Source organism: Kribbella sp. NBC_01510, assembly GCF_045040325.1.
GTDB lineage: Bacteria > Actinomycetota > Actinomycetes > Propionibacteriales > Kribbellaceae > Kribbella.
In genome coordinates, this window is sequence record NZ_CP109418.1 from 8,623,231 (window position 1) to 8,637,597 (window position 14,367).

Consider the following 14,367-nt stretch of genomic DNA (forward strand, 5'->3'; position numbering starts at 1 on the left):
CATGCGCCCATCCGTGCGGCAACGGTCCTCCGAACTCTTGTGGAGAGCACACCTGTGACTATTGCTTCCTCATCCTCCGCGGTGACGACCGACCAGCCGATCCAGCTGACCGTCGTCCGCCGTGACGGCAGCAGCACCGCGTTCGATCCGACCAAGATCTCCGTTGCCATGAGCAAGGCGTTCCTCGCGGTCGAGGGCGCCGACGCCGGCGCCACCCACCGGGTCCGCGACCTGGTGGCCGAGCTGACCGGCCGGGTCGTGGGCGCCTTGACCAGCCGCGGCGACACCCGCCGCAGCGTCCAGGTCGAAGACATCCAGGACCAGGTCGAGCTGGCGCTGATGCGCGCCGGTGAGCACCAGGTCGCCCGGGCCTATGTGTTGTACCGCGAGGAGCGGACCAAGGCCAGGACACCATCTGACCCGGCCGGGATCGCCGAGCGGCCCGCGGTCTCGGTGCGCGCCGCGGACGGCAGCACCGCGCCATTGGATGTCGACCGGCTGCGGGTGATCGTCGCGGAAGCGGCCGATGGGCTCGACTCGGTCGACCCCGAGCTGATCCTCGACGAGACTCTCGGCTCCTGCTACGACGGCATCGCACAGCACGAGGTCGAGTTCGCGCTGGTGATGGCCGCCCGGTCCTACGTCGAGACCGAGCCGCAGTACAGCTTCGCCGCGTCCCGCCTGCTGCTGGACCAGATCCGCCGCGAGGCCCTCGGCCGCGTGCACGGCGAGCCCCGGCAGGCCAGCCAGGCCGACATGACCGAGGCGTATGCGGACTACTTCCCGCGCTACATCCAGGTCGGTATCGACGCCGGTCACCTCGATGCCGAGCTGGCCACCTTCGACCTCGACCGGCTCGCCGCCGCGATCCGTCCCGAGCGCGATCTCGACTTCACCTTCCTCGCTCTCCAGACCCTGTACGACCGGTACCTGCTGCACATCGACAAGGTCCGGTTCGAGCTGCCGCAGGCGTTCTTCCTCCGGGTCGCGATGGGGATGGCGCTGCGCGAGGACGACCGGGAGGCGCGCGCGATCCAGTTCTACGAACTGCTCAGCTCGTTCCGGTTCATGTCGTCGACGCCGACGCTGTTCAACTCCGGCACCACTCGGCCGCAGCTGTCGTCGTGCTTCCTGACCACGGTCGACGACGACCTGGCCGGCATCTTCCACGGCATCCGCAACAACGCTCTGCTCGCCAAGTACTCCGGCGGCCTCGGCAACGACTGGACCCCGGTCCGCGGCATCGGCGCCAAGATCCGCGGCACCAACGGTGAGTCGCAGGGCGTCGTACCGTTCCTGAAGATCGCCAACGACACCGCCGTGGCGGTCAACCAGGGTGGCAAGCGCAAGGGCGCGGTCTGCGCGTACCTGGAGACCTGGCACATCGACGTCGAGGAGTTCCTCGACCTGCGCAAGAACACCGGCGACGAGCGGCGTCGTACTCATGACATGAACACGGCCAACTGGGTGCCGGACCTGTTCCTCCAGCGCGTCGAGGCGGGCGGCGACTGGACCCTGTTCTCGCCGAACGAGGTCCCGGACCTGCACGACTTGTACGGCGCAGCGTTCGCCGAGGCGTACACCGGCTACGAAGCGGCGGCGGACCGTGGCGAGATCCGCGTGTTCAAGCGGGTCAAGGCCGTCGACCTGTGGCGCCGGATGCTGACCGTGCTGTTCGAGACCGGGCATCCATGGATCACCTTCAAGGACGCCTGCAACCTGCGCTCGCCGCAGCAGCATGACGGCGTGGTCCACTCGTCGAACCTGTGCACCGAGATCACTCTCAACACGACGGTCGAGGAGACCGCGGTCTGCAACCTCGGCTCGGTCAACCTGGTCGCGCACCTGACCGAGGGGGGTCTCGACGCCGATCTGCTCCGCGACACCGTGAAGACGGCGGTCCGGATGCTCGACAACGTCATCGACGTGAACTTCTACACCACGCCCGAGTCCGAGCGCGCGAACCAGCGCCACCGCCCGGTCGGCCTCGGCCTGATGGGCTTCGCCGACGCGCTGTTCTCGCTGCGGATCCCGTACTCCTCCGACGCCGCGGTCGAGTTCGCGGACAGCGCGATGGAGCAGATCAGCTACCACGCGATCGAGGCGTCCAGCGACCTCGCCGCCGAGCGTGGCCGCTACTCGACGTACGACGGTTCGCTGTGGAGCAAGGGGATCCTGCCGATCGACTCGCTCGAGCTGCTCCGGGCCGCTCGGGACGGCGACGTGATCGTCGACGACAGCACGCAGCTCGACTGGGATGTGCTCCGGCAGAAGGTGCTGCGCGACGGCATGCGGAACTCGAACGTGATGGCGATCGCGCCGACCGCGACGATCTCCAACATCTGCGGCGTGAGCCAGTCGATCGAGCCGGCGTACAGCAACCTGTTCGTGAAGTCGAACATGTCCGGTGAGTTCACCGTCGCGAACCCGTACCTCGTCGCCGACCTGAAGGCGCGCGGGCTGTGGGACCAGGTGATGGTGTCGGACCTGAAGTACCACGACGGCGTCCTGGCCGGGATCGAGCGGGTGCCGGCCGACCTGCGCGAGCTGTACGCGACCGCCTTCGAGATCGACCCGATGTGGCTCGTGAAGGCGGCGTCGCGGCGGCAGAAGTGGATCGACCAGGCGCAGTCGCTGAACCTTTACATGGCCGCGCCGTCCGGCCGGGCGCTGGACGAGCTGTACCGATCGGCGTGGCGATATGGCCTCAAGACGACTTATTACCTGCGTTCCCAGTCAGCAACCCACGTCGAGAAGTCCACGCTGACGGGCACGGATGGACGACTGAACGCGGTAGCGGTTGCACTTCCTGAACCTGCGGGAGCTGTCTGCTCCATCGACGACCCGGACTGCGAGGCCTGCCAGTGACGACCGGATTGAGTGAGATCGCCGTCGGCGCGTCGCGTGTCGAGGTCGCCGACAAGGCGATGATCAACGCGCGGGCCGACGTCAACCAGTTGCTGCCGTTGAAGTACCGGTGGGCCTGGGACAAATACCTTGCCGCATGCAACAACCACTGGATGCCGACCGAGGTGGCGATGCAGGCCGACATCTCGCTGTGGCGGCGTCAACCAGGGGCACGCGACGGGCTGACCGACGACGAGCGGCTGATGCTCAAGCGCAACCTCGGGTTCTTCGCCACTGCGGAGTCCCTGGTCGCGAACAACATCGTCCTGGCCGTCTACCGGCAGCTGACCAACCCCGAATGCCGGCAGTACCTGCTCCGCCAGGCGTTCGAGGAGGCCGTGCACACGCACACCTTCCAGTACATCTGTACGTCGCTCGGCCTGGACGAGGGCGAGTTGTTCAACATGTACCGCGAGGTGCCATCGATCTCGGACAAGGACGCCTGGGCGCTGAAGTACACGCAGCACCTGGAAGACCCGGATTTCCGCACTGGGACGCCGGCCACCGACACCGCGTTCCTGCGCGATCTGATCGCGTTCTACGTGGTGTTCGAGGGGATGTGGTTCTACACCGGGTTCGCGCAGATCCTGTCGCTGGGCCGGCGGAACAAGATGGTCGGCATCGCCGAGCAGTACCAGTACATCCTGCGGGACGAGTCGATCCACCTGAACTTCGGCATCGACTGCATCAACCAGATCAAGCAGGAGAACCCGCACCTGTGGACCGAGGCGTTCCAGGCCGAGATCCGGCAGATGCTGACCGAGGCCTGCGAACTGGAGGTCGCCTACGGGCGGGCCACGATGCCGAATGGCATGCTCGGCCTCACCGCGGAGCTGTGCGAGCAGTACATGCACTTCATCACCGACCGCCGCGCCGAGCAGATCGGCCTCGCCCCGATCTTCGGCGAGACCCGCAATCCGTTCGGGTGGATGTCGGAGGTGATGGACCTGAAGAAGGAGAAGAACTTCTTCGAGACCCGCGTCATCGAGTACCAGTCATCAAGCGGCCTGAGCTGGGACTGAGGTAGCCGGCGCGCGCCCGCCAGGACCTGCCCTGGCGGGCGCGCGCCGTCATCAGGGCGACGAGGAGTCAGCCGAGCAGCGCGATGATCTCGGCTGTGGTGCCGGTTTCGCCGAGGCGGGGGAAGATCCGGGTGAGGGCGTGGTCGTGGGAGTCGGCGGACAGGTCGGTCATCGCGTCGGTGGCGAGGGTGACGTTGTAGCCGTGTTCGTAGGCGGCGCGGGCGGTCGACTCGACGCCGATGCTGGTCGCGATTCCGGTCAGGACGATCTGCGTGATACCGCGGCGGCGCAGGTGGACGTCGAGGTCGGTGCCGTAGAACGCGCCCCAGTTCCGCTTGGTGACGATGATGTCCTCGGGATGCCCGGCCAGTTGGTCGACGATCTCGGCGGCGTTGGCGGTCGGCGTACCGGTCCGGCGCTGAAGCTCGGTGCGCCCGGGCAGGCGATCGGAACCGTCGGCGGCGAAGCTGACCCGGACCAGGACGACCGGAAGGTCGTGCTTGCGGAAAGCATCGGCGAGCTCCGCCGTCCGGTTGATCACGTCCGCGGTGGAATACGGCTCGCCGAGAAGGACGGCGACGCCGTTCTGCAGGTCGATGACCACGAGGGCGGTCTTCGGGTCGAGGGTGGTGACGGGCACGATGAGCCTCTCAGTTGGGTTGTGGACGACCGATCCCAGCGGGCGGGGGCCGGTCGAATCTGGCCGGGGCAGGGGTCACCGCGAGGCCGCCGCCTCGAGGGCGGTGTCGAGGAGAGCCAGAGCCTTCACGATGGTTTGCCGCTCGGCTTCCGTGCAGTTGTCCTGCAGGGCCTGGGCCAGCCACTCCTGCCGAACCCTCCGGTCACCCTGGATCCGGTGCCGGCCTGTCGTGGTCAGTGAGATGACCTGGCGACGGCCGTCCTGAGGATCCGGATGGCGCTCGATCAGGTCGGCCGCGCGGAGGGCGGACAGGATCGCGGCCATCGACTGCGGACGAACCCGCTCCGCCGCCGCCAGTTCGCTGGCCGACGCCGGACCGTCCTTGTCCAGCCGGCTGAGCACGGACGACTGCGACGGGGTCAGGTCGTCCTTGTCCGCGAGCTCCTTCAACCGGCGTTTGACGCGGCCGAAGACCACCCGCACCTCGCCGGCAGCCTGCACCGCCGACGCCGAGATCGTTGCACTCATCTGAACAGCATAAACTGATCAGTCCGAACTGACTAAACAGGGGAGGTTGCCGACCCGCTCCGGGTGTGATCACGTAGACCGTGTGAGCCTGGTGGAGCTTCGGGACGCTGCGACGAGGGTCCTGGACGAGAACTGGACCGGCCGTTCGACGGTGCCGTCGCGTTCGCTGTACCCGCATCAGTGGAGCTGGGACTCCGCATTCATCGCGATCGGACTGCGACATGCCGCACCACAGCGCGCTCAGATCGAACTGGAGTCGCTGTTCGCCTCGCAGTGGCAGGACGGACGGATCCCGCACATCAACTTCTCCCCCAGCGTGCCGCGAGACGCCTACTTCCCGGGACCCGACTTCTGGCAGGCATCGACCCCCGGCGGCGTCGAGACCTCGGGGATCGTCCAGCCCCCGGTTCACGCACTCGCCGTCTGGTTGACCCACCAGGCCGACGAGGCGGAGTCGGTACGACGCGACTTCCTGGCCGGGCTGTATCCGAAGCTCGTTGCCTGGCATGCCTATCTGCGGGAACGCCGGGATCTCGGTGGCCGTGGCCTGGTCTCCGTGGTGCATCCCTGGGAGTCGGGAATGGACAACAGCCCGGCCTGGGACGAAGCGCTGGCGCGGGTCGAACCGGCGCCGCCGGACACCTTCACCCGCAGGGACACCGAGCATGCCAGCGGCACCGATCGGCCGACGGACCTCGACTACGGACGGTATGTCCGGCTCGCCGCGACGTACCGGGACCATGGCTACGACGACACCCGGACACCCTTCGAGTTCGCGCTCGAAGATCCGTGCTTCAACGCCCTGCTGATCGTCTCGGAGCACGCGCTCGCCTCGATCGCCGAGGAGCTGGCACTCGATCCTGCGCCACATCTGAGCGCGGCGGCCGAACTGACGACGGCACTCGAACGACTGTTTGCCAATGGCAACTTTCACGCGCGCGATCTGCACGACGACCGGCTGGTCGGAGCGGACACGATCTCGGGGCTCGTTCCGCTGCTCGTCCCCGAGCTGCGCCAGGTCGACGAGCTGCTGGCGACCGCGCGCGGACCGAAGTTCCGGCTCGGCCAGGTCAAGCTGGTGCCGAGCTACGACCTGACCGGGCCCGCGTTCGACCGGTCCCGGTACTGGCGTGGGCCGAGCTGGTTCAACACCGCATGGGTGATCCACCGCGGCCTGGCCCAGCTCGGGTACGACGAGGCGGCCGGCGTGCTGCGGGACGACGTACTCGCGCTGGCCGCGGAGACGACTTTCGCCGAGTACGTCGATCCGTTCACCGGAGCTGCCCGCGGAGCGCGGGACTTCTCGTGGACAGCTGCCCTGACGCTCGACCTGCTCAGGAGTACGTGATGTCCAAGACGCCGATCACCTTCGCCAGCCGGGCAGCGACCCGGCCGGCGTCGAAACCGTCGCCCTCGACGACGACCCGCAACTCGCCCTGATCGAGCGACAGTGCGAGTTCGCGGACGTCGTACGGATTCAGCAGTACGGCGATGCGCGCGAGCATCCCCTCGACCTCGACCACCTGCGCGGTGAAGACCGTGGTGATGCGTTCGACCGCGAGCAGACTCATCGGACGACCTCCTTGTGACGCAGCAGACCAAAGGTGAAGCCGTCGACGAGCGCCTCCCAGGACGCCTCGACGATGTTGTGCCCGACCCCGACCGTCACCCACGAACCTTCGCCGTCCGCGGTCTCGATCAGCACTCTGATCACCGCGTCCGTCCCATGCCCCTGGTCGAGGATGCGGACCTTGTAGTCGACCAGCTCGAACTTGTTCACCGCCGGGTACGCGCGTTCGATCGCGGTGCGGAGCGCATGGTCGAGAGCGTTCACCGGGCCGTTGCCCTCACCGGTGACGATCTCCCGCTCGCCGCCCGCGACCAGTTTCACCGTCGACTCCGACACCGCCTCGCCGTCGGCCCGGGACTCGGTGATCACTCGCCACGACTCGACGTCGAAGTAGCTGGGCCGCTTCCCCGTGACCTCCTCGGTCAGCAGCAGCGAGAACGAGGCGTCCGCGGCCTCGAACGTGTACCCGCGGGTTTCCATCTCCTTGACCCGGTCGGTCACCCGGCCGACCAGGTCGCGGTCGTTGCCGAGGTCGAAGCCGAGCTCGCGGCCCTTCAGCTCGACGCTCGCCCGGCCGGCCATCTCGGAGACCAGCATCCGCATGTCGTTACCCACCCGGGCCGGATCCGTGTGCTGGTAGAGATCGGGATCCACCTTGATGGCGCTGGCGTGCAGGCCCGCCTTGTGGGTGAACGCGGACACACCGACGTACGGCTGCCGGGTCGACGGCGGAACGTTCGTCACTTCGGCGATCGCGTGCGCGATCCGGAACGACTCGGCCAGCTTGCCGGCCGGGAGCAGGTCCATCTCGCGCTTGAGCTCGAGGTTGGCCACGATCGCGAGCAGGTCGGCGTTGCCGGTGCGTTCGCCGTACCCGTTGATCGTGCCCTGGACGTGCGTGACGCCGGCCTCGACGGCGGCGATCGAGTTCGCCACCGCGCAGCCGGCGTCGTTGTGACAGTGGATGCCGAGGCGTGCGCCGGTGGAATCGAGGACGTCGCGGACGATGTCCTGCAGCTCCCGGGGCAGCGTCCCGCCGTTGGTGTCGCACAGTGCGACCACGTCGGCACCGGCCTCGGTGGCTACTCGTACCACTTCCAGCGCGTATGCGCGGTTGGCGCGGTAGCCGTCGAAGAAGTGCTCGGTGTCGAGGAAGACCCGCTGACCGTGCTCGCGCAGGTGACGGACGGTGTCGGCGATCATCCGGAGGTTCTCGTCGAGCGTGGTACGCAGCGCCCGTTCGACATGCGCATCGTGGCTCTTGGCAACGAGTGTGACGACGCCCGCGCCGGAGTCGCGGAGCGCGGCGACCAGCGCGTCCTCGGCCGCGGTCGTCCCCGGCTTCCGGGTCGCGCCGAAGGCCGCGAAGGTCGCGTTCTTCAGGTGCAGCTCGGTCCGGGCGCGCTCGAAGAACTCGGTGTCCTTCGGCACCGCGCCGGGCCAGCCGCCCTCGATGAAGCCCACGCCCAGGTCGTCCAGGTGCTGCGCAATGGCGATCTTGTCGGCCACGGACAGCGCCAGCCCCTCCTGCTGCGCCCCGTCGCGCAGAGTCGTGTCATAGACGTGGAACTCGTCCGAGATGCTCATGATCGGCCTTCCGAGGGGGGCTGGCGGTGTTCGAACTGTGACGTCGGGGGCAAACAAAAAACCTCCCGCAAGGTGCGAGAGGTCTGCGCGCTCAGGTACTGCTGGCTGAGCGCGCCTAGGTAATAATGACCTGGTAGTTCTTCATGACATTTGGCAGTCTGCCACAGAATGTCCACGCGATGGCGGGAGCGTCTCGTATCACGGTCATTCAGTACGCGAACCAGTACTACCGCGTACGGCGGAGTTCAGGCCGTCAGCATGGTCAGGGACCAGCCCGGGTCGTCCCAGGCGGTGTAGAAGTCCTCGCGGGACAGGGGCCGCAGGCCCCATTCGTCGCGGTCCAGGGCCTGGTCGGTGAGCATGCCCTGGTCGTCCTCGAGCCGCTGCCACCAGTACCGCGTGACGTCGCCGTCCTCCCCCACGCCGAGCTGGCGGACCACGACCCACTCCCGCTCGTGCCAGACCGCCTCGTACAGCCAGTCGGTGCCGTGGTCGTCGGCGATCGCGCCGTACGTCCGCGGGGCGGTGCCGCGGTCGAGATCCCGGATCAGCTCGACGGTGGCGCGGATCGCGGTGACCGTCTCCGGCGACCATGAGCGCCGGTCGGCGAGCTCCGCGTAGTAGGCCTCGACATCGTCGGGGAAGCTGCTCATGATCCCCGACCCTATCGAACCCGGCCTGTGGACAGCGACCGTCCGTCTGCACCCCAGACCTGAGAAGATGCTGTGAAACAGTCGCTTGAGAGAGGACCGTCAGTGTCCGAGCAGGACGATCGCGAGGCCATCGAGATCCTCAAGGCACCGCTGTCTCGCGCCGCAGACACAGACCAACTCAAAGAACTGCAGTTCCGGCTGATGGGGTTCGCGACCGGGCTGGCGCTGCTTGTCGTGCTCGCGCCGACGTGGTTCGTCCTGGATCGCGGGACCAGCATGACCATCGACGTGTACGGCGGGACCAGTCTGTTCGGGTTGGCACCGGGGAAGGACGCACCGCTGGGCCCGCTCGGGGTCGTTCTGTTGCTGGGTTACCTGCTGCTCGCGTTGTCGTTGTTGCTGGCACCGGCGGAGTCGACGTACGCGCTGGTGGCCGGGACTGCCGGGCTGGTGATCACCGTGGTCATCATCGTCACCGGGAAGGCGTTGTCGGACTTCACCGACCTGCACTGGACCGGAGCGCCGTTCGTTGCCCTGGGCATCTGGCTGGTGGCGGTCTTCGTCAGCGTGGCCGCCCGCTCGGCCACCCGCTTCTGATCACAGCACAACGTCCGAAGAACTGTGGGTCATAGGCCACAGTTCTTCGGACGTAAGCGGAATCAGCAGACGCGGGTCATCCAGCCGTGCGGGTCGGCCGCGCGACCGTACTGGACGTCGAGGAGGGCGCTCCGGACGGCCGCGGTGACCGGGCCGCCGTTGCCGTCGCCGACCTGGACGTCGCCGTCCTTCCACTTCAGCGAGGCGACCGGGGTGACCACCGCGGCGGTGCCACAGGCGAACACCTCGCGGACCGTGCCGGAGGCCGCGCCATCGCGCCACTCGTCGATCGAGATCTTCCGCTCGGTCACGGTGTAGCCGAGGTCGGTGACCAGCTTGAGGATCGAGTCCCGGGTGACGCCCTCGAGGATGGTGCCGGACAGCTCCGGCGTGACCACGGAGTTGTCGTCGAGGACGAAGTACAGATTCATCCCGCCGAGCTCCTCGACCCACTTCTTCTCGACCGCGTCGAGGAAGGCGACCTGGTCGCAGCCCTCCTCGATCGCCTCGGCCTGGGCCAGGAGCGAGGAGGCGTAGTTACCGCCGGTCTTCGCCGCGCCGGTGCCACCAGGGGCGGCCCGGGTGTACTCCTCGCTCAGCCAGATCCGGACCGGCTTGACGCCGCCGGAGAAGTACGAGCCGGCCGGCGACGCGATCACGCAGTACGTGACCTGCGCGGACGGGCGGACACCGAGGAACGGGTCGGACCCGAACATGAACGGCCGCAGGTAGAGCGACGTCTCGCCACCGGCGGGCACCCAGGCCTTGTCCAGCTCGACCAGCGTGCGCAGCGACTCCAGGAAGGCTGCCTCGGGCAGCTCCGGCAGCGCGAGCCGGTGCGCGGACCGCGCGAACCGGGCCGCGTTGGCTTCGGGGCGGAACATGTGGATCGAGTCGTCGGGATGCCGGTAGGCCTTCATCCCTTCGAAGATGGTCTGGGCGTAGTGGAACACCGCGGTGGCCGGAGACAGCTCCAGCGGTCCGAAGGCGGTGATCCTCGCGTCGTGCCAGCCGCTCTCCTTGGACCAGGTGGCGATCGCCATGTGGTCGGAGAAGTACTGCCCGAATCCCGGGTTCGCCAGGATCGTGGCGCGCTGGTCGTCGCTGGCCGCTTGGGTGGTTGGCTCAACGGTGAACTGCAGATCGGCGCTCATAGCCGCACCGTACCTCTTGGCCAAGTGGTCATGCGAGTGTCGCCTCTCAGCCCGCAGCGCGCTTGGCGATCGCGTCACCGATCTCGGCGGTGGTCCGGATCGCACCGGTGCGCTCCTCGATATCGGCGGTGACGGCCGCCTCGATCGCGGTCGCGGCCTCGGTCAGGCCGAGGTGCTCGCACAGCAGCGCGGCGGACAGGATCGCCGCGGTCGGGTCGGCCTTCTGCTGGCCGGCGATGTCCGGCGCGGAGCCGTGCACCGGCTCGAACATGCTCGGCGCGGTCCGGTCCGGGTTGATGTTGCCGCTCGCGGCCAGCCCGATGCCGCCGCTGATCGCGGCCGCCAGGTCGGTGATGATGTCGCCGAACAGGTTGTCGGTGACGATCACGTCGAACCGGGCCGGGTCGGTGACCAGGAAGATGGTCGCCGCGTCCACGTGCAGGTAGTCGACGGCGATCTCCGGGAACTCCTCGGCGACCTTGTCGAAGGTCCGCTTCCACAGGTGGCCGGCGTGCACGAGCACGTTGTTCTTGTGCACGAGCGTGAGCTTCTTGCGCGGCCGCGCCTGGGCCCGGGCGAACGCGTCCCGCACCACCCGCTCCACGCCGTACGCCGTGTTGACCGACACCTCGGTGGCGATCTCGGCCGGCGTCCCGACCCGCAGTGCGCCGCCGTTGCCGACGTACGGACCCTCGGTGCCCTCGCGGACGACGACGAAGTCGACGTCGCCCGGGTTCGCCAGCGGGGAGCCGACCGACGGGTAGACCTTCGAGGGGCGCAGGTTCACGTAGTGGTCGAGGGTGAACCGGAGCTTGAGCAGCAGGCCGCGCTCGAGCACCCCGGACGGCACGCTCGGGTCGCCGACCGCACCGAGCAGGATCGCGTCGTGCTTGCGGATCTCCTCGAGCTCGGCGTCCGGCAGCGTCTCACCGGTGGCGTGCCAGCGCTTCGCGCCGAGGTCGTACTCGGTCCGGTCGAACGTCACGCCGTGCTGTGCGGCAACCGCGTCGAGCACCTTGAGCGCCTCGGTGGTCACCTCGGGTCCGATCCCGTCCCCGGGAACGACGGCCAGCGTGAAGTTCTTCTTGTCGCTCACTTCTTGGGTTCTCCCCCATTGTCACGGCGGTTCATGGCCTCTTGGACAGCCTTGACCTCATCGCTCGCCAGGCGGGACGGCCGGCGACGGCGGGTCGCCTTCCGTTCCCGGGCGTCGATCGCGGGCCAATTGGCTGGATACATCTCGTACATGCTGCTCCTCCCGAGACAGGATGCGGGCGGCAGGGTGCGACCGAATTTACTCTGGCGTCCGACTATTTCACCACTATGCGGGCAGCTTGTCCCGCTATGTGAGATCCCGGTGCTGGTACTGGACCAGAGCTGTGCAACTCTCAACCGGTGAGTGCTCCTCCAGAACTGCCGCCGCTGGTTTCAGCGGCCCTCAGCCTGTCCGGCCGGCGGGGATTCGTCAGCTCCACCCGCAACGAGACCGGTCGCCTGCTCGCGTCGCTCGCGGCGTCGAAGACGGGCCTGCTCGGTGAGCTCGGGACCGGCTGCGGCGTCGGTTCGGCCTGGCTGCGCAGCGGCGCCGGCGAGCGCACCCGGATCGTCACCGCGGAGAGCGACCCGCAACTGGCGCAGGTGGTGGCGGAGCTGTTCGCCGCGGACGAGCGGATCGAGGTCGTCTCGGCGGACTGGACCGCGCTGATCGAGCGCGGCCCGTTCGCCCTGCTGTTCGTCGACGCGCGCGAGGCGAAGCTCTCGGCCCGCGACATCATCGCGGACGTGGTCGAGCCCGGCGGCTTCGTCGTCCTCGACGACTTCACGCCGTCGGCGGTCTGGCCGCCGATGTACGAGGGCCGCGTCGACACGCTCCGGCAGGAATGGCTGATGGACAAGCGCTTCACCACCGTCGAGGTGATGGTCGCGCCGGACGCCGCCGTACTCCTCGCCACCCGGCACTGAACATGAAGCGGGCCCGGGCTATGGAGCCCGGGCCCTTGCCAGCCGCCATGCGCCTGCGGGCGGCTGACCGCTTCCAGTAAATCAGTCGTTCGTCTGAATCAGGCTTCCAGGTCCACGGTACGGGCGGTGTCGGCCTGGACCGCGGTCGCGATGTCGTCCAGCACGGCCGGCGCGATGGCCGAGTCGACCGACAGCGCGACCAGCGCCTTGCCGCCCTTGCGGTCGCGGCTGACCTGCATGCCGGCGATGTTCACGTCCGCCTCGCCGAGGATGCGGCCGATCTGCCCGACGATGCCCGGCCGGTCCTCGTAGGTGAGGAAGGCGAGGTGGGCGGACAGCTCGACCTCGAGGTCGAAGCCGTCGATCTCGACCAGCCGCTCCGACTGCCGGACGCCGACCAGCGTGCCGGACACCGAGACCTGGGCGCCGTCGGCGAGCGTGCCGCGCAGGGTGATCAGGTTGCGGTGCTCGGGGCTGTCGTGGTCGGTGACGAGCCGGACCTCGAGACCCCGCTCGGCCGCGAGCAGCGGCGCGTTCACGTACGAGACGTTGTCCTCGACGACATCCGCGAAGACACCCTTGAGTGCGGCCAGTTCCAGGACCTTGACGTCGTACTGCGTGATCTCGCCGCGGACCTCGACATCGAGCTGCTGCGCGACGCCGCCGGCCAGCGCGGTGAAGATGCGGCCGAGCTTCTCGGTCAGCGCGATCCCCGGCCGGACGTCCTCGGCGATCACGCCGCCCTGGACGTTCACCGCGTCCGGCACCAGTTCGCCGGACAGCGCGAGCCGGACCGACTTGGCGACCGCGATGCCGGCCTTCTCCTGCGCCTCGTCGGTAGACGCGCCGAGGTGCGGGGTGGCGACCACGTTCTCGAACTCGAACAGCGGCGAGTCGGTGCACGGCTCGGACGCGAACACGTCCAGGCCGGCGGCGGCCACGCGGCCTTCCTTCAGAGCACTGTGGAGCGCCTGCTCGTCGACGATGCCGCCGCGGGCCGCGTTCACGATGATGACCTCGGGCTTGACCTTGTGCAGTTCCTCGTCGCCGATCAGACCGATCGTCTCCGGGGTCTTCGGCAGGTGCACCGAGATGAAGTCGCTGACGCTCAGCAGCTCGTCGAGAGAGGCGAGCCGGACCCCCATCTGCGCGGCCCGGCCGGCCTGCACGTACGGGTCGTAGGCGATCACGTTCATGCCGAAGGCGGCCAGCCGCTGCGCGACCAGGACGCCGATCTTGCCGAGGCCGACGATGCCGACGGTCTTCTCGAACAGCTCGACGCCGGAGTACTTGCTCCGCTTCCACTCGCCGTTCTTCAGCGACTGGTCGGCGGCCGGGACGCGGCGCGCGGCGGCCAGCAGCAGGGCGACCGCGAGCTCGGCGGCGCTGACGATGTTGGAGGTCGGTGCGTTCACGACCATCACACCGGCCTGGGTGGCGGCCTTCACGTCCACGTTGTCCAGGCCGACACCGGCCCGGGCGACTACCTTCAGACGCTTGGCCGCGGCCAGCGCCTCGGCGTCCACCTTGGTGGCGCTGCGGATCAGGATGGCGTCGACGTCAGCGATGGCCGGGAGCAGCTGGGCGCGGTCGGCGCCGTTGATCTGCCGGATCTCGAAGTCGGGGCCGAGCGCCTCGACGGTGGCCGGGCTGAGCTCTTCGGCGATCAGGACGACGGGCCGGGTTACGTCAGTCATGGAGGAATCTCACTCCTGGAAGCGGTAGGGGCTCATGTAGAACAGAGCAC

13 protein-coding genes are annotated in these 14,367 nt (G+C 68.2%); 5 read left to right on the forward strand and 8 right to left on the reverse strand.

All coding sequences use genetic code 11. The features are described from left to right. Positions 1 to 54 precede the first annotated feature (54 nt). Together OG558_RS42105 and OG558_RS42110 are read left to right on the forward strand one after the other, a co-directional pair. Complete coding sequence (locus OG558_RS42105; RefSeq protein WP_405068025.1) at positions 55 to 2,868, forward strand: ribonucleoside-diphosphate reductase subunit alpha; 2,814 nt, start codon at positions 55 to 57, stop codon at positions 2,866 to 2,868. Then, positions 2,829 to 3,929, forward strand: a complete 1,101-nt coding sequence (locus OG558_RS42110; protein ID WP_405072288.1) for a ribonucleotide-diphosphate reductase subunit beta — start codon at positions 2,829 to 2,831, stop codon at positions 3,927 to 3,929. The genes OG558_RS42105 and OG558_RS42110 overlap by 40 nt, the downstream gene beginning before the upstream one ends. A gap of 67 nt (positions 3,930 to 3,996) precedes the next feature. Here OG558_RS42110 and OG558_RS42115 read toward each other — a convergent pair whose 3' ends face one another. Both OG558_RS42115 and OG558_RS42120 read right to left on the reverse strand, forming a co-directional pair. Next, the gene (locus OG558_RS42115; protein WP_405068026.1) at positions 3,997 to 4,569 is read right to left on the reverse strand and encodes an isochorismatase family protein; all 573 of its coding nucleotides are present in this window, start codon (positions 4,567 to 4,569) and stop codon (positions 3,997 to 3,999) included. Between the two features lie 75 nt (positions 4,570 to 4,644). Further along, complete coding sequence (locus OG558_RS42120; RefSeq protein ID WP_405068027.1) at positions 4,645 to 5,097, reverse strand: MarR family winged helix-turn-helix transcriptional regulator; 453 nt, start codon at positions 5,095 to 5,097, stop codon at positions 4,645 to 4,647. 91 nt (positions 5,098 to 5,188) lie between these two features. On the opposite strand from OG558_RS42120, the gene OG558_RS42125 reads away from it, so the two are divergent. Further along, positions 5,189 to 6,445: an MGH1-like glycoside hydrolase domain-containing protein gene (locus tag OG558_RS42125; protein WP_405068028.1), complete on the forward strand. Its 1,257-nt coding sequence runs from the start codon at positions 5,189 to 5,191 to the stop codon at positions 6,443 to 6,445. On the opposite strand, the gene OG558_RS42130 is transcribed toward OG558_RS42125, so the two are convergent. From OG558_RS42130 to OG558_RS42140, 3 genes are all read right to left on the reverse strand, one after another. Beyond that, a complete protein-coding gene (locus tag OG558_RS42130) occupies positions 6,432 to 6,668 on the reverse strand; it encodes a hypothetical protein (RefSeq protein ID WP_329479775.1) in 237 nt (78 codons plus the stop codon). The two genes, OG558_RS42125 and OG558_RS42130, sit on opposite strands and share 14 nt — an antisense overlap. Beyond that, entirely contained in the window at positions 6,665 to 8,254 is a 1,590-nt protein-coding gene (gene cimA, locus OG558_RS42135) for a citramalate synthase (RefSeq protein WP_405068029.1), read from the reverse strand. Before cimA ends, OG558_RS42130 begins: the two co-directional genes overlap by 4 nt. Positions 8,255 to 8,499: 245 nt before the next feature. Beyond that, complete coding sequence (locus OG558_RS42140; RefSeq protein ID WP_405068031.1) at positions 8,500 to 8,907, reverse strand: hypothetical protein; 408 nt, start codon at positions 8,905 to 8,907, stop codon at positions 8,500 to 8,502. A 102-nt stretch (positions 8,908 to 9,009) separates the two neighbouring features. On the opposite strand from OG558_RS42140, the gene OG558_RS42145 reads away from it, so the two are divergent. Then, positions 9,010 to 9,504, forward strand: coding sequence for a hypothetical protein (locus OG558_RS42145; RefSeq protein ID WP_405068032.1), 495 nt, complete (start codon positions 9,010 to 9,012; stop codon positions 9,502 to 9,504). A 62-nt stretch (positions 9,505 to 9,566) separates the two neighbouring features. Here the strand turns inward: OG558_RS42145 and OG558_RS42150 are convergent, their stop codons facing one another. Together OG558_RS42150 and OG558_RS42155 are read right to left on the reverse strand one after the other, a co-directional pair. Beyond that, a complete protein-coding gene (locus OG558_RS42150; protein WP_329479784.1) occupies positions 9,567 to 10,658 on the reverse strand; it encodes a branched-chain amino acid aminotransferase in 1,092 nt (363 codons plus the stop codon). A 46-nt stretch (positions 10,659 to 10,704) separates the two neighbouring features. Beyond that, complete coding sequence (locus OG558_RS42155; RefSeq protein WP_405068033.1) at positions 10,705 to 11,754, reverse strand: 3-isopropylmalate dehydrogenase; 1,050 nt, start codon at positions 11,752 to 11,754, stop codon at positions 10,705 to 10,707. Between the two features lie 299 nt (positions 11,755 to 12,053). On the opposite strand from OG558_RS42155, the gene OG558_RS42160 reads away from it, so the two are divergent. After that, positions 12,054 to 12,620, forward strand: a complete 567-nt coding sequence (locus OG558_RS42160) for an O-methyltransferase (protein WP_405068034.1) — start codon at positions 12,054 to 12,056, stop codon at positions 12,618 to 12,620. A 98-nt stretch (positions 12,621 to 12,718) separates the two neighbouring features. Here OG558_RS42160 and serA read toward each other — a convergent pair whose 3' ends face one another. Continuing rightward, on the reverse strand, positions 12,719 to 14,317 hold the full coding sequence (serA, locus tag OG558_RS42165; RefSeq protein WP_328519331.1) for a phosphoglycerate dehydrogenase: 1,599 nt from the start codon (positions 14,315 to 14,317) through the stop codon (positions 12,719 to 12,721). Positions 14,318 to 14,367 lie beyond the last annotated feature (50 nt).